This window comes from Haloarcula quadrata (assembly GCF_003634715.1).
Lineage (GTDB): Archaea > Halobacteriota > Halobacteria > Halobacteriales > Haloarculaceae > Haloarcula > Haloarcula marismortui.
In genome coordinates, this window is record NZ_RBWW01000001.1 from 281,782 (window position 1) to 296,373 (window position 14,592).

Annotated in this window: 17 protein-coding genes; 9 read left to right on the top strand and 8 right to left on the bottom strand. The window is 63.4% G+C overall.

Going from position 1 to position 14,592, the window contains the following annotated elements:
• Positions 1-73 precede the first annotated feature (73 nt).
• Positions 74-250: a ribbon-helix-helix domain-containing protein gene (locus BDK61_RS01445; protein WP_004960391.1), complete on the top strand. Its 177-nt coding sequence runs from the start codon at positions 74-76 to the stop codon at positions 248-250.
• Entirely contained in the window at positions 240-938 is a 699-nt protein-coding gene (locus tag BDK61_RS01450; RefSeq protein WP_121302106.1) for a queuosine precursor transporter, read from the top strand. The genes BDK61_RS01445 and BDK61_RS01450 overlap by 11 nt, the downstream gene beginning before the upstream one ends.
• A 19-nt stretch (positions 939-957) precedes the next feature.
• Here the strand turns inward: BDK61_RS01450 and BDK61_RS01455 are convergent, their stop codons facing one another.
• Positions 958-1,749 carry a 23S rRNA (uridine(2552)-2'-O)-methyltransferase gene (locus BDK61_RS01455; protein WP_121302107.1) on the bottom strand — a complete coding sequence of 264 codons (792 nt, stop codon included), beginning with the start codon at positions 1,747-1,749 and terminating at the stop codon, positions 958-960.
• Positions 1,750-2,063: 314 nt separating this feature from the next.
• On the opposite strand from BDK61_RS01455, the gene nirK reads away from it, so the two are divergent.
• The 4 genes from nirK (at position 2,064) to BDK61_RS01475 (ending at position 5,604) form a co-directional block, all read left to right on the top strand.
• Positions 2,064-3,149 carry a copper-containing nitrite reductase gene (gene nirK / locus BDK61_RS01460; protein ID WP_121302108.1) on the top strand — a complete coding sequence of 362 codons (1,086 nt, stop codon included), beginning with the start codon at positions 2,064-2,066 and terminating at the stop codon, positions 3,147-3,149.
• A gap of 160 nt (positions 3,150-3,309) precedes the next feature.
• Positions 3,310-4,053: a DNA polymerase sliding clamp gene (locus tag BDK61_RS01465; protein WP_007187874.1), complete on the top strand. Its 744-nt coding sequence runs from the start codon at positions 3,310-3,312 to the stop codon at positions 4,051-4,053.
• A gap of 6 nt (positions 4,054-4,059) precedes the next feature.
• Positions 4,060-4,956 carry an alpha/beta fold hydrolase gene (locus tag BDK61_RS01470; RefSeq protein ID WP_004960408.1) on the top strand — a complete coding sequence of 299 codons (897 nt, stop codon included), beginning with the start codon at positions 4,060-4,062 and terminating at the stop codon, positions 4,954-4,956.
• 36 nt (positions 4,957-4,992) lie between these two features.
• Positions 4,993-5,604 carry a DUF7139 domain-containing protein gene (locus tag BDK61_RS01475; RefSeq protein WP_004960411.1) on the top strand — a complete coding sequence of 204 codons (612 nt, stop codon included), beginning with the start codon at positions 4,993-4,995 and terminating at the stop codon, positions 5,602-5,604.
• Between the two features lie 3 nt (positions 5,605-5,607).
• Here BDK61_RS01475 and BDK61_RS01480 read toward each other — a convergent pair whose 3' ends face one another.
• Positions 5,608-6,561, bottom strand: coding sequence for a DUF4382 domain-containing protein (locus BDK61_RS01480; protein WP_004960414.1), 954 nt, complete (start codon positions 6,559-6,561; stop codon positions 5,608-5,610).
• Positions 6,562-6,771: 210 nt separating this feature from the next.
• On the opposite strand from BDK61_RS01480, the gene hjc reads away from it, so the two are divergent.
• Positions 6,772-7,290 (top strand): Holliday junction resolvase Hjc, encoded by a 519-nt coding sequence (hjc, locus tag BDK61_RS01485; RefSeq protein ID WP_004960418.1) that lies wholly within the window; start codon positions 6,772-6,774, stop codon positions 7,288-7,290.
• An 18-nt stretch (positions 7,291-7,308) separates the two neighbouring features.
• Here hjc and BDK61_RS01490 read toward each other — a convergent pair whose 3' ends face one another.
• Positions 7,309-7,956, bottom strand: a complete 648-nt coding sequence (locus BDK61_RS01490) for an SWIM zinc finger family protein (protein WP_121303878.1) — start codon at positions 7,954-7,956, stop codon at positions 7,309-7,311.
• A gap of 129 nt (positions 7,957-8,085) precedes the next feature.
• On the opposite strand from BDK61_RS01490, the gene BDK61_RS01495 reads away from it, so the two are divergent.
• The gene (locus tag BDK61_RS01495) at positions 8,086-8,295 is read left to right on the top strand and encodes a DUF7472 family protein (RefSeq protein WP_004960423.1); all 210 of its coding nucleotides are present in this window, start codon (positions 8,086-8,088) and stop codon (positions 8,293-8,295) included.
• Here the strand turns inward: BDK61_RS01495 and priL are convergent.
• Positions 8,292-9,368 (bottom strand): DNA primase regulatory subunit PriL, encoded by a 1,077-nt coding sequence (gene priL / locus BDK61_RS01500; protein WP_011224464.1) that lies wholly within the window; start codon positions 9,366-9,368, stop codon positions 8,292-8,294. The two genes, BDK61_RS01495 and priL, sit on opposite strands and share 4 nt — an antisense overlap.
• Before the next feature lie 280 nt (positions 9,369-9,648).
• On the opposite strand from priL, the gene BDK61_RS23210 reads away from it, so the two are divergent.
• Positions 9,649-9,801: a hypothetical protein gene (locus BDK61_RS23210; protein WP_004960429.1), complete on the top strand. Its 153-nt coding sequence runs from the start codon at positions 9,649-9,651 to the stop codon at positions 9,799-9,801.
• Positions 9,802-9,937: 136 nt separating this feature from the next.
• Here the strand turns inward: BDK61_RS23210 and BDK61_RS01505 are convergent, their stop codons facing one another.
• From BDK61_RS01505 to BDK61_RS01520, 4 genes are all read right to left on the bottom strand, one after another.
• Positions 9,938-10,393 carry an acyltransferase gene (locus tag BDK61_RS01505; protein ID WP_121302109.1) on the bottom strand — a complete coding sequence of 152 codons (456 nt, stop codon included), beginning with the start codon at positions 10,391-10,393 and terminating at the stop codon, positions 9,938-9,940.
• 279 nt (positions 10,394-10,672) lie between these two features.
• Positions 10,673-11,950: an adenosylhomocysteinase gene (locus BDK61_RS01510; RefSeq protein WP_004960433.1), complete on the bottom strand. Its 1,278-nt coding sequence runs from the start codon at positions 11,948-11,950 to the stop codon at positions 10,673-10,675.
• 44 nt (positions 11,951-11,994) lie between these two features.
• Positions 11,995-12,975 (bottom strand): hypothetical protein, encoded by a 981-nt coding sequence (locus BDK61_RS01515; RefSeq protein WP_121302110.1) that lies wholly within the window; start codon positions 12,973-12,975, stop codon positions 11,995-11,997.
• A 138-nt stretch (positions 12,976-13,113) separates the two neighbouring features.
• A complete protein-coding gene (locus BDK61_RS01520) occupies positions 13,114-14,412 on the bottom strand; it encodes an amidohydrolase (RefSeq protein ID WP_121302111.1) in 1,299 nt (432 codons plus the stop codon).
• Between the last annotated feature and the right edge of the window lie 180 nt (positions 14,413-14,592).

Consider the following 14,592-nt stretch of genomic DNA (forward strand, 5'->3'; position numbering starts at 1 on the left):
GATCGCCTGCGAGTCGATACGTCCGGTCAATAAACCACAGTGGCTAAGCTTATGCCCGGTATATTCCTCAGATATGCCCAAGATAAGCGTCGAAGTCCCGGCCGAACTGCTGGACGACATCGACAAGCACGTCGGCGAAGACGGGAAGTTCGTCAACCGGAGCGAGGCTATCCGCGCCTCGGTACGAAAGACCCTTGACATGCTCGACGACATCGATAAACGCCAGGGACGACTCGACGATGACCAGTGAGCGGTCGGAGGCGGTGCGCGTCGGTCTCGTCGCGCTGTTCGTGACAGCGCTGGTCACCTCACAGGTGACGGCCTCGAAACTGCTCGCGTTCTCGCTGCCGTTCTCGCTCCCGCTTGCCGGGTCGACGCTCGTCCTGCCTGGGGCAGCACTGGCGTATGCGCTGACGTTCTTCGCCTCCGACTGCTACGCCGAACTGTACGGCCGCCGGGCCGCGACGGTCGTCGTCAACGTCGGCTTCGCGATGAACTTCGTCCTGCTGGCGCTGGTCTGGAGCACCATCTTCGCGCCCGGCCTCCCGCAGGCGGCCCAGCCGGTCGACCTCGCAGCCTTCCGGAACGTCCTCGGGGCCAGCACGGCCATCGTCGTCGCCAGCCTGTCGGCCTACGTCGTGAGCCAGAACTGGGACGTGTTCGTCTTCCACTGGCTCAGAGACCAAACAGACGGCGAGAAGCTCTGGCTCCGGAACATCGGCTCGACAGCCACCAGCCAGCTACTGGATACGGTCATCTTCATCGGTGTCGGCTTCATCCTGTTTCAGGGCGTCCCGCCGGCCGAGGCGCTGGCACTCATCGTCGGCCAGTACCTGCTAAAAGTCGCTATCGCCGTTCTCGACACGCCGTTCGTCTACGCTGTCGTCGGCTTTGCCCGGCGAAACAACGTCGTTACGACCCCGGCGAGCGCCGATTAAAAAAACGACTGGAAGCGGCTTATTCGACCCGTTCAGCGAACGCGTACCGTGGTTTCACGTCATCGATTCGGACCTCGACCGTTTCGCCGTCCTCGACGCCGCTGACGAACACAGTGAAGTTCTCGACTTTAGCGATACCGTCGCCCTCCTCACCGATATCCTCGATAGTGACTTCGACGATGTCACCCTCGCGGACCGGCCCAGTCAGGCGGTGTTTCGCCACCAGATACAGCTCCGAGGAGGAGTCCCGCGAGGCGTCGGGACGGACCTCGCGGACGTACTCGAACTCCGGTTCGATGTCGGCGATGAGGTCATCGAGGTCCTGCCCGTCGAACACCTTCGCACAGAAGTCCCCGCCAGCGTCGAGCAGGTCCGTCGCGACCTCGAAGGCCTGCCGGACCAGATGAACCGACCGAGCGTGGTCGAGGTCGTACTGCCCGGTCATGTTCGGAGCCATGTCTGAGATGACAACGTCGACCGGGCCACCGCTACCGTCGCTTTCCCCGACGATCTCGCGGATCTCGTCTTTCGTGCTGTCCTCGGTCATGTCGCCGCGGACGTACTCGACGGTCGGTTCGGGGTCCTCCAAGTCGTCGATTGTCTGGCGGTCGACGCCGACAAGCGTCCCGCGTTCGCCGATGCGCTCGGCCGCGACCTGCATCCAGCCGCCGGGTGCAGCACCGAGGTCAACGACGGTCCGCCCCTCGCCGAGGAGGCCGGCCGTGTCGTCTAACTGCTGCAGTTTGTACGCCGACCGCGCGCGGTACCCTTCCTGCTTCGCTCTGTTGTAGTAGTCGTCTTTGCCCGACATGGTTACCACACACCGGGAGCGTCTCGACTGCCGAAATATGGCGAACTCGTATTCATAGTATCACGGAGACGGTCAGCGCTCAAATGGATGCCGACTCGAAGTTTCCGGCCGAGCTACTGCACGACAGTCGCTAGTCGGTTGTCATATCTAAAAATTAAGATATGCTACCGGTTCTAGACGTCATGCTTTACCACCGACCCGAACACGTTCACTGTCGTTCTTACCGCGTAAGAACGCGTCTCAGCGGCTGAGATCTGCCGGCCCCATATATACAGGTCACGCACTGAGTCCAATCTGTAGGAAGTGACCTCCCCATGTCAACCATTCCGACGGCGACGCGGAGGCGGGTGTTAGAAGCCCTGGGCGTCGGCACGGCCGCGCTTGCGGGCTGTGCCAGCGCGCCGGGCGTACAAGAGCAATCGACCGAGGCGGAGACGACCCCTCAGGAGCCAGCTATGAACGCAGCACAACAGACCGACGTCGACCGTATCGCCGCGGACCCGACCGCAATCCCGGACCCCATCGACCGGTCGGAGCCAAAGACCGTGTCGGTCGAGATGACCACCAAAGAGCAGGTCGCAGAGGTCGAGCCGGGCGTCACCTACACGTACATGACCTTCGGCGGGCAGGTTCCCGGCCCGATGGTCCGGGTCCGCCGGGGCGACACCGTCGAACTCACCATCACGAACGAAGAAGGGAACTCGATGCCCCACAACATCGACCTCCACGCCGTCCGCGGCCCGGGTGGCGGTGCGGAGGCGTCGATGGTCACGCCGGGCCAGACCAAGACGTTCCGGTTCAAGGCCACTTACCCCGGCGCGTTCATCTACCACTGCGCCGTCCCGAACCTCGATATGCACATCTCCTCGGGGATGTTCGGAATGATACTCGTCGAGCCGAAGGAGGGGCTCCCCGAAGTGGACCACGAATTCTACTTCGGCCAGCACGAACTGTACACTACCGGCGACACCGGCGAGAAGGGGCACCACGACTTCGACATGGAGGCGATGGCGGCCGAAGAGCCGACGTACGTCCTGATGAACGGCGAAAAGTACGCCATCACGCCGGACCGACACGGTTCGCCGAGCATGTCGGTCGGCGACACCGCTCGCGTGTACTTCGTGACCGGCGGTCCGAACCTCGACTCCAGTTTCCACCCAATCGGGTCCGTCTGGGACGAGGTCTGGCAGCAGGGCTCTATCGCCGGACCGCCGAACAAGTACGTCCAGACCACGCCGGTCAAGCCGGGGTCCTGTGCCATCGCCACGCTCCACGCCGAGGTGCCTGGACCCATCAAACTGGTCGACCACGCGCTCTCCCGGGTCGCCCGCAAGGGCACGATGGCCATCATCAACCGCGAAGGGGCGGCAAACCCCGACGTGTTCGAACCGGAAGCCTGACCCGTTCAACGACGGAGCGCGCCACACTGTCTGTTCCCGGTTGGGCTTGATTACGCACAGTACGGGCCGCTGCCGACTGTCGTTCTCGTCCGCGGTCGCTCGCGCGCACGCGGTTTCAATGAGGGACTTTTTAATGGATGGGGGCATAGTCCGGTTCAAGATGTTCAACGCCATCGTGAGCGCAGACACGCTCCAGGCGACTCTCGACTCTGTGAGCGTGCTGGTGGACGAGTGCAAGATCCACCTCGAAGAAGACGGGCTGGAAATCCGGGCAGTCGACCCGGCAAACGTTGGAATGGTCGACCTGCGACTCGACGCGGCGGCCTTCGAGTCCTACGAGACTGATGGTGGGCTCATCGGCGTCAACCTCTCCCGCCTCGAAGACATCGCCGGTATGGCCGACGCCGGCCAGCTCGTCCACCTCGATCTGGACGAAGAGACACGGAAGCTCCACATCTCTATCGACGGTCTCGAATACACCCTCGCGCTGATCGACCCCGACTCCATCCGTCAGGAGCCTGACCTCCCAGATCTGGACCTCTCGGCAAACATCGTCATCGAAGGGAAAGACATCGACCGGTCGGTCACCGCCGCGGACATGGTCAGCGACCACATCGCGCTGGGCGTCGACGCGACCGATGAACTGTTCTACGTCGACGCCGAGGGCGACACCGACGATGTCCACCTCGAACTCACCCGCGACGACCTCATCGACCTCACGCCCGGGGACGCCCACTCCCTGTTCTCGCTGGATTACCTGAAGAACATGAACAAGGCCATCCCGAAAGACGCCGAGGTCGAGATGGAACTCGGTGAGGAGTTCCCCGTCAAGATGCACTTCAGCTTCGCTGAAGGCCAGGGCCGGGTCACGTATATGCTCGCGCCGCGCATCCAGAGCGAATAACGACGGATGGGGTCCGCGCCGCCGATTCCGGCCACCGACTGGCTGCCGGAAGATTCCGAGACCGAGTCGCTCTCGCTCCCTGACGGTCGGCGGCTGGCCTACGCCACCTACGGCGACGCCGACGGCTATCCGGTCCTTTTCTGTCACGGTACCCCCGGATCACACGTCGCCGCACGGCTGCTCGCCGCGCCGGCTCGCGAACGCGGCATCAACCTCATCGCTCCGGACCGGCCGGGCATCGGGAACTCCGAAGACGCAGCTGTTACGTTCGAGGACTGGCCGGACGACGCCGCGAACCTCCTGTCCCATCTCGATGTCGACACGGCCGGAGCCATCGGTTTTTCCGGCGGCGGCCCGTTCGCGCTGACCTGTCACCGACTGCCCGAGATACAGTGCGTTGCACTCCTGAGCAGCAGCGGCCCGCCGTCAGTCGGCGCGACAGGGCGCGTCCAACAGTTTGTGGGAGCACTGTCCCGACACGCTCCGTGGGCGCTCGGGCGACTCTTCCGACTGCAGCGATGGTTCGCCCTCCGCCGGGACCCGTCCTACGCTGTCGGGTTCGTTGCCGAGGAGACACCGGAAACAGACGCCCTGGCAGCCGACGAGGTGGCTCGGGTCGTCCGTGCGGATATGCTCACGTCGATGGCACGCGGTCCAAGCGGGATCATCCGCGAGCAGCGACTCCTCTCACAGCCATGGCCGTTTGCCCTCGAAGATATTTCAGTGCCGGTTACTGTGTTTCAGGGGCAAAACGACGCCAACGTCACCCCATCGACGGGGAAAGCCCTCGCCCAGCGGCTTCCGGACGCCTCGCTCGAACTCGTCGACAGCGACCATCTCGGGACGTTGACAGCTGCTGGCGACGACGCGCTGGCCGCCGCACAGCGTCGCACGCGCGTCTGACGTACCGTTTTGTGGGCCGGGTGCCAACGGGCCGGTATGGAGAACCTCGGGGATGCGTACAGCAACCGGCGGTGGGAGGGGCGCGACCCTCGCCGCGTCGTTGCCGGTGCGACCCTGGGGGGTGTCGGCGCGCTGGCGGTGGTCGTGGCGATACTGCTGGTGACGACCCCGCTGTCGGCAGTCGTCGGCGCAACTGAACCCCACGCCGCCGAGAAACTCGGCGGGACACTGGGTGGCCTTGGCATCCCCGCGATGTTTCTGAGTGTCGTCGCTGTGCTTCCCTCAAGCCGTCGTGAACAGAGTGGTGTCGCCGTCGGCGCGGTCCTCTGTCTGGTCGGAATCGGACTGTTTCAGGCCGCCTATCCCTACAACTGGACGGTCGGCGAGCAGACACTGGCCTTTGAGACGACGATGGCGTACTTTATCGGGACGTGCGTGGCGTTCTGGTTCGTCTTCACGGCGATGGCAAGCTTCCGGCGTCGCAACGACCCGCACGGAACCGTGAAGCTGGAAATTTCGCACAAAGGCGAAACTAAGACTGTGGAGGTGTCCCCCAAGGAATACAGGCGCTACACGCAGGCGGTTCGCGGCGACGGCGGCACAACCGACGAGGTCATACGGGAACTGGAGTCGCGAATCGAAGACTGAGCGCTACTCGGCGGCCGTCGTTGTGTTGCCGCGCTGGTCCGACTCCGGCGTCGAGTCCCGGTCAGTTTCCTCGATTTCTGTTGTCTCGGCCTCGGTCTCTTCGTCGTCGGTATCGTCGCCGTCCGCCTCCGTCCCGTCAGCCTCGCCTTCCGCACCGTCGGTGCCGACTTCCTCTACAGCAACGTCCTTCCCGGCAACCCCACTTTCCGAGATGACCGGCAGGAGGTTGTAGCCGCCGTTGCCCTTCTTGACGACGTTGATGTCGAAGACGAAGTCGACCGATTCGCCAGCGACAACTTCGAACGGCTTGGTCAACTGGAGCTTCTCGCTCGGAATCTTTACATCGACCGACTCGCCGTCGACGACCCCATCAACGGATTCGGCGTACAGTTCGATCTTGCTGTAGCGGCCCGCTTCGAGTTCACCATCGAGGACGCCGATGGCTTTGTCCCCGACGACTTCGGTAAGGTCGACGGTTGCGCCGTCGAGGTCACGAACCTCGAAGCCGCTGTCGCCTCCGTCGGCTTCCTCGTCCTCGCCTTCGGCTTCGGTTTCATCCTCTGCGTCGTCATCATCCGCTGTCTCAGTCGCTTCGGCCGTCTCTGCCTCGGTCGCTTCAGCCGTCTCTGTCCCGGTTGCTTCTGCTGTGGCCGTTTCTGTGGATTCGGTCTCGGTCGCGTCGTCGCCTTCGTCCGCCTCCTCGTCGCCCTTCGCGTGGAAGATGCGGGCTCTGGAGAAGGATACGTCGAGCGAATCGAAGTCACCGATAGCCGCTGGCTGGTCGCTGATTAGCAACCGGAACGTCCCGACGGTTCCACCGTCGTTCGTCATCGTGTCCTCGTCGGTTGAGCCGCCGTCGCTGGTGCCGTCACCGCTGGTCCCGTCGGCGCTGCCTGAGTCGCTCGACCCGGAACAGCCTGCGAGGAGACCGACGCTGACGCCAGCGCCTGTCGCCATAAATCGTCGTCGCCTCATTGGCTCCACCCTGTGTGGTTGGTCGCCGTCGATACTGTCCGTGCTGTTACGTACGTATTCATTCCATAATCTGGGATGGTACTGGTGCGTATATGCCCCGCGATAGATCAAATCAGTGTACGCCTCGCTAAACGGAATGAACGGTCTGGCTGTATCTGAACGGTTTTACCCCCGACGCTCCACGACCTGATAATGGCAAACTCGAACGCGAAGGGCGACCGCCGCGAGCGCGAACTGGTCAACGCACTCGACGAGGCGGGCTTTGCGGTAATGCGCGCGCCAGCCAGCGGCAGCGCGACCGAGCGGGAACTGCCGGACGTGCTCTCGGGAGACGGCGAGACGTTCTACGCTATCGAGGCGAAATCCAGCGCCGGCGACCCCATCTATCTCACTGGTGAGGAGGTCGAGGCGCTGCTGTTTTTCGCCCGGAACTTCGGCGCGAAGCCGCGTATCGGCGTCCGGTTCGACCGCGAGGACTGGTACTTCTTCCACCCGGCGGACCTCCACACGACCGACGGCGGCAACTATCGGGTCAAGAAGGAGAAAGCCCTCTCCGACGGGACTGACTTCGATGAGTTCGTGGGCAACTCCGAGAAGGTCACGCTTGACGAGGTGGGCGACGACGGCCCCGACCAGAGCGTGCTGGACGTGCTGTCGGCCTTCGAGCGCGGCGATCTCGACAAAGAGGAAGCCGCGACAATGCTGGAGTAGCGGTTCGCAGACGTTCGATTACTGGGTCTTACTGCCGACGAGTTCGGCGTCCTCGACGCGGCGAAGTCGCGACAGGGGAAAGGCGTATTCTCGTGGCTCAGTCGCGCTGACGGCGTCGGAGAGATACGTCGCTAGCACAACGAGGTCGTCAGGCGGATAGCCGTCGTTGGTGTCGTAGTCTGCAACTGTCTCATCCGTCGCCTCGATGGTCCAGTCGTCGGCTGGCGTGTCGGTGACGGCCGTAACGACGAGGCTGTCGTCCGTCTCGCGGTCCCGCACGATATCGCCGGTTTCCAGTCGGCAGTTGCCACAGAGGTGTGGCGTTCCCGCGTCCGCGGCGACGAAGGTAACGGTGCCACAGGCGTCACAGACCGCCCGTTGCTTGCCGGGCGGTGCGACCCGCCGTGCGGTGATTTCGATGGCAACGCGCCGGAGGTGTTTGCAGTGCTCGCCGCGGATGCGGTTGTCCGGGCAGGAACAGGCGTGCTGTGCGATGTCGACGAGGTATGTGCTGTCGCTTTCCGTCGTCACGGCATACGTGCTGTCCGCTCGTGGGCGAACGGCCATGCGCTCGGTCCAGGCGCGGGCGGCCCGGTCCGGGAGGGAGCGGAGGTCCGGTGCAAGTGCGGTACTCTGCCGGTCGGCTGCTGGCTCGATGAGCGTCATAGGTGCGGACACGGCTGTATTTTCCAATGTGTCCAGTTGAAACGTAGGTGCTACACAGGCCTAAATGGCTCGGCCAGCGGGCTCCGGCGCTTCGATACCCTTTTTGCCGGCCCTGTGAAATCGCAGAGCATGGATACCGAGCGGGAGACGGTCCTGCAAATCGTCATCTCGGCGGTCGCCGTCGTGCTGTTCGTCGGCGCAACTGTTACCGCCTCACAGATGTATCTGAGTGGGTCAACCGTAGAGCCAACGGGCGGCTATGCACTCATCGGCGCAATTGGGCTGTTCGTCGTGTTTATGACCGCTGCTGGCCTCTGGCTCGAACGCCAGCAGTTCTAGGCGTCAGCTTCTTCCTCGCCCTCGTCCTCGCGCCAGTCAACCAGTTCCTCCTCGTCGGTGTCGTCTAACTTCTGTTCGTAGTAGCCCATCGGGTGAGAAATCGCCTCACAGAGGTCGTCCATGTTGACACAGTCGCCGTAGGACTGCATGGTCGAACACGCCGGCGTCGAGTATTCCGTCGGGCTGGTATCCCCGCGGATGTGGTCGACCTGATAGCGGGTCGCTTCCTCGCCGAAACCGGGGTTGACCTGGAACAGGTCGACAATTTCGTCCGTCGTCATTCCGATGCCGACGAGGAAGGTCGCAATAGCAAACCGGGAGTGGTGTTCGAGGTGTTCGCCCTTCTGCACCTGATCGAGGAGGGACTTCATGCAGGGCGGGAACAGTTCCGGAACGACAGTGTCGATCTCGCGGGTGAGTTCCAGTTCCGAGAGCACTTCCTCTAACTGCTCGACCTCCGCCGTCAGTTCGTCAGCGATCGCGTCCGGGACGGTGAACGGCAGGCCGTCAGTGACCCGATGGCGAATCGCCTGTTTTAACAGAACGTTCAGTTCCTCGGCGGTGACCCTGACCTCGCCGTCAGTCAGTGGCCGATTGACCAGCCGCCAGGAATCGCCCCGCTGGTCGGCCGCCAGGTCGAGATACGCGCCAACCTCGACGCGGTACCCGTCGCCAGCGTCGCTGACAGCGCTTGCAAGGTCGAACTCCCCGAGCAGTTCTGTTCGGTCCAGTGTCTCGCGCTGGGTCGATTTCAGCTCTGTCGTCGTCGCAAACTCCTCTGTGAACCGGTCGTAGGCCGCCTCAGCCTCAGCCTGTGCGTACTTCCGGGTGCAGATGTGGACGTCGACGAGCGACACCAGCACACGGGCGACCGGGTACGACAGCAGTTCGACGCGAGTCCGTCGATGTGGCTCCCCAACAGTCCCGTCTGTGATTGCCGATTCGACCCGCTCCAGCGCGCGCGCCGTGACCGTCTCGTCCGTGGCGACAATCTCGCCCAAATCCACCGCCGCGGCTTCGACGGCCTCCCGCGACCGCGCTAGAAAGGGGTAGCGTGCGTGGAGCGGTTCCATTGCCACCACCTTTCGGATGGGAGCGAATAAAATTGCCGTCACCGAGACGGTCGGTGTCGAATTCCCGACAGCGAGAGCGACCAGACCGGGGGCTATACATATAGCCCAACGCTGGACGCAGGTGAATACAGCTAGTAGATAGACGGATGCCCGCCACTCTCCAGTGTGCAAGTGTGGTAAGGACACGCGGGTCGGCGACGGCACTCGGTTCAGTCTGGGAACTGGACCGGTGCAGTCATTGCCGACGAGGTAACTGCCAAACGAGACGCGGAGCACACTGATGACGCACGAGCACGACACTAATTCACAAGAGGGCATCCGAGCGACATTCGAAGAGTACGACGTTGGCGTGGATACAGTCGCCCATATCGGCGACCCCGAGAACCCGTCTGCGTGGATTCAGTCGACGGTCTTTGTCGACGTAACCCAGTAGGACCAGTCGACGCATCGGCGGCACCAGCGAAGCGGGCGGTTTTGCGGCTGTATGGAGCGAGTATCCCCGCCCAGCCAATCGGTCGCGGTGGGCAACCCGTTTGCCGGGAAGTGGAGGCCGGTGTTTTGTGCCGACCTCAGAGGGATCGCTGTACCGTTTCCGTGGCACTCCGGACCACTGTCTCGGGCGGGACATCTTCAGTTACAGTGGTCCCAGCCCCGATGACGGCGTTTTCGCCGACCGTGACACCCGGGAGGACCACCGCGCCAGCGCCGACGAAAGCCCCGTTCTCGAGGACGATTTCGTCGAACGTGTCGTTCTGGAACTCCATGCCCGCGTCGGTGAGGTCGTGGGTTACGCCGACGATAGAGGCGTTGGGCCCGATCTGAACGGACTCGCCGAGCGTTGCGTTCTCAACGTAGACGTTTGCGTTGATATCAGTCGGGCCGTGGATGGTCGCCTTCTTGATCGAGGCCCCCTCGTAAATCTGGACGCCGTCGTCTATGTCGGCGTCGTGGATTGTGACGTATTCTCGAATCTCGACGGTGCCCAGTGTTGCATTCTCAATCTGAGCGGTTTCGTGGACAGCCATACCGAGACATCAACGCCGACACTAATCATCGTGGTGACGAAAACCAGATATTTTAGCCACAACGCAAGAAGGACACCCGATCGGTTATCGCGTGTTAATTCCGTCGGTCGCCGCTCGCAGTTTGGCGACCTTTCGCTACGCTCGGGGTCACCATACGTCTCACGGCTTCGTCGTTCGGCGTGTTAGTGGTTCTCGCTCCGCTCGAACCACTCTATGTCCGCCACGGGTCGCTTCGCTCCCCGTTCCGGTGCGAAATTCTTCGCACCGCTCAGAATCTCGCTATGTCCCGTGCTGCCAGGAATCCATGTACTCGGCCTGCGTATCGGTCAGGGAATCGAAGTCGACACCCTCGGCGTCAAGTTTGATTTCCGCGACCTCCTTGTCGAGTCGGTCCGGGACAGCGTGGACACCGGCCTCGTAGTCGTCGCCGTTTTCGACCAGTTCGCGGACACAGACGGCCTGCACGCCGAAGCTCTGGTCCATCACTTCGACAGGGTGGCCCAGTGCGATAGGCGTCGCAAGATTGACCAGTCGGCCCTCGGCAAGCACGTTCAGGCGGCGGCCGTCGGCCATCTCATAGGTCTGGACCCCGTCGCGGGCCTCGTAGGTGTCGACAGCGAGGTCGGACAGCGCATCGAGGTCGACTTCCACGTCGAAGTGACCGGCGTTGGCGAGCAAGACGCCGTCCTGCATCGCCTCGAAGTGCTCCTCGACGATTACATCGCGGTTGCCAGTGGTGGTGATGAACACGTCACCTTCAGCGGCCGCCTCGGCCATCGGCTTGACCTCGTAGCCTTCCATGTGGGCTTCGAGCGCGCGGCGGGGTTCGACCTCGGTGACAATCACGTCGGCGTTCTGGCCGCTGGCTTTCTTCGCAACACCCTTGCCGCAGTCACCGTACCCGGAGACGACGACGGTCTTGCCGGCCCACGAGAGATTCGTCGTCATCGCAATCGAGGCCAGCGAGGATTCGCCGGTGCCGTGGACGTTGTCGAACAGGCGCTTCATCGGCGTGTCGTTGACAGCGAACACAGGATAGTCGAGTTCGCCGTCATCGTCCATCGCGCGCAGTCGGTGGACGCCGGTCGTCGTCTCCTCTGCCCCACCGATGATAGTGTCGATGAGTTCCGGATAGTCCTCGTGGATGGCCGCGACGAGGTCCATTCCGTCGTCGACGGTGATGGTCGGCTTGTGGCCGATGACAGCCTCGATAGCCTCGTAGTACTCCTCGTCGTCGACGCCGCGCTCGGCGTAGGAAGTGATGCCGTCGACGGCGTCGAGTGCGGCACTCACGTCGTCGTGCGTCGAGAGCGGGTTACAGCCGGTGATGGCGACTTCCGCGCCACCGACCGCGAGGATTTCCGCGAGAACAGCGGTCTTGGCTTCGACGTGCATCGCCATGCCGATGCGTTCGCCGGCAAAGGGCTGGTCGGCCTCGAACTGCTCGCGAAGCGCGCCACAGATGGGCATGTGCTGGATGGCCCAGTCCATCTTTCGGCGGCCGGAATCGCGAGCCTCGTCGAGGTCGTCAAGTCGCTCGGAGATAGGCGTCGTCATGTCACAACAGAGGAAGAGAGTTCCTAAAACGCTACCGAAGCCGTTCAGTTACCGCGTTCGTCCGGCGGGCCGGCGTCGTCCGGTCGGCCGCGGTCGCCGTCGTCATCGTCGTCGCTATCGGTGTCGTCGTCAGCATCGTCGTCCTCGTCTTGCTCTTCCGTCTCGTCTTCCGGTTCCTCGGTTTCGTTCTCGTCGTCTTCAGTCTCGTTCTCCACGTCGTCGTCATCGCGGTCCTCGGGTGGCCCAGCGTCTTCGGGCGGACCACGACGGTCGTCGTCCGTCTCGTTTTCGTCGTCCGTTTCATTCTCCGCGTCATCGCTGCCCGGACCGCGGTCTTCGGGCGGTCCGGCGTCCTCGGGCGGGCCGCGGCGGTCGTCTGTCTCGTTTTCAGTCTCGTTCTCGTCGTCACCGAAGATGTCGGCCGGCGGACCCTGTCGTTCGCTGGGGTGGGTCTCGTTGTCGTCGGACTCGTTCTCACCAGTGACGTGTGCGGGCGGGCCAGCGTGGTCCGGCGCGTTGCCGGGGTTGTTCGCCGTCACGAAACTGGCCACGGCCGGGCCGATACCACCGGTCCGGTTCTCGTCGCTCAACAGGTCATTCACGTAGGCTGACACTTCGAGTCCGAAGGTGTCGAACTCGGTCACGTTGGTGGCGTTCGGCGCGACAGTCAGGTCCGCCGTCGTCGTCGCAGTGTGATTGTCGGCCGTCGCCGTCACGTCGACCGTCACGTTCTGCTCGGGGGCGGGCAGTCCAACCGTCCCGTTGCTGTCGGTCGTGTAGTTTCCGGTCCCGGCGTAGGAGGTGTTTTCAGCCGTCTCCACGGCAACTGAGGCGTTTTCGACGCCCGTCTCGTTCTGTGTGACCGATACCGTCGCGCTGCCGTCGTCAGCCTGTGAGACACCGACAGCGAGGGTGTTCCCTGCGTCGGTGTTACCGGCTGAGTCCGCAGCGGCCGCCAGTCCCGGACCGACGGCCAGCAATGTCAGTCCGACAGCGGCGTACAGTGCGAAGAGTTTGGTGCGCATCGTAGCCAATTAGTTCGCCGAGAGAGCGATAAACACCCCCTCTCGTTCAACCCGTTCAGGCCGTTTGCAGAGTCGACAACACCGACTGAGGAATAGTTATACAGTTTAAAGCCAGCTCTCAGCGTTTATTCCACCGGTTCAGTCATCGGCTCGTTCGACCAGCGAAGCCGCGTGCTCGCTGGCTCGTTCGCGGACGGCCTGCTCGTCGAACACCTCGACAGTGCGGTCGCGCATGAGCACCTCGCCGTCACAGACCGTGTGGCGCACGTCGCTCCCGTGGACGGCATAGGCAAGGTGCGAGACGAGGTCGTGGGCCGGCGTCAGGTGTGGGGCGTCGAGGTCGATGACGGCCAGGTCCGCGTTCGCGCCGGTCTCGATGCGGCCGCTGTCGAAGCCCAGCAGGGCCGCACCGTTTGCGGTCGCCATTTCGACGACAGTGCCAGCATCGACCGCGCTGGCGTCGTCGGCCGCGAGTTTGCCGATCATCGCCGCGTCGCGCATCTCGTCGAACATGTCGAGGTCGTTGTTCGAGGCCGCGCCGTCGGTGCCGATACCCACGGTAACGCCAGCGTCCAGCAGGTCCTGTACCGGGGCCATCCCGCTGGCGAGTTTCATGTTCGAGGCCGGGCAGTGAGCAACGCCGGTACCCGTCTCGGCCAGCAGGTCGATTTCACTGTCGTCGACGTGGACGCCGTGGGCCACGTACGTGTCGCCGTCGAGCAGGCCGATATCGTCGGCGTAGGCGAGCGGGCGCTGTCCGTGTTCGTCGACGATAGGCGTCACCTCATCGCGCGTCTCGTTGGCGTGCAGGTGGATCGAAAGGTCGTCCTCAAGCGCCTGTGGGACGAACTCGCGCAGGTACTCCTCGCCGACGGTCGTGAGCGAGTGCGGCTGGAACGTCGTCCGAACCCGTCCATCAGCCGCACCGTCGAGTTTCCGAGCCACGTCGAGGCTCTCTTCGAGGTCAGACCGCGCGGCCTCGTCATCCTTGCCGACGGTGACTGCAGTAAAGCCAAGCACTGCTCGCATCCCAGCCTGGTCGACTGCGTCCGCGATCTCCTCGACCTCGAAGTACATATCCGACAGCGCCGTCGTCCCCGACCGTATCATCTCGACCAGCCCGAGTTCCGCCCCGGCGCGGATGTCGTCGGCGGTCAGTTCCGCTTCGACGGGCCAGACGTCCTCCTGCAGCCAGGCGTCGAGGGGCTTGTCGTCAGCGAGGCCGCGAAGCAGTGTCATCGCGACGTGGGTGTGCGCGTTGACCAGACCGGGGATGACCAGCCCGTCGCTGGCGTCGAGTTCATCGTCGCCGTCCAGTGTGCCCGGGTCGTCGACAGCCACGATGTCGCCGCTGTCCTGTGAAACCAGTACGTCCGCACGCTCGACGGTCAGGTCAGGTCGGAGGACCTGTCCGCCGGTGACGAGAAGTTCGCTCATGGCGGTGGCTTCACAACCGCGGACCTTAGTTCGCCGGGTCCACGCCGCCGTCGTGTGGCGTGTTGCCACATCTATGGGCAGGTGTCGCAGTGACAGCAGTGCCTGTTCCGCAGGGGTCTTTCGGCTCCGGTGCGTTCGGGTGGGCAAGAGAATGGCGGCGGCAGAGCAACTCCGACAGCG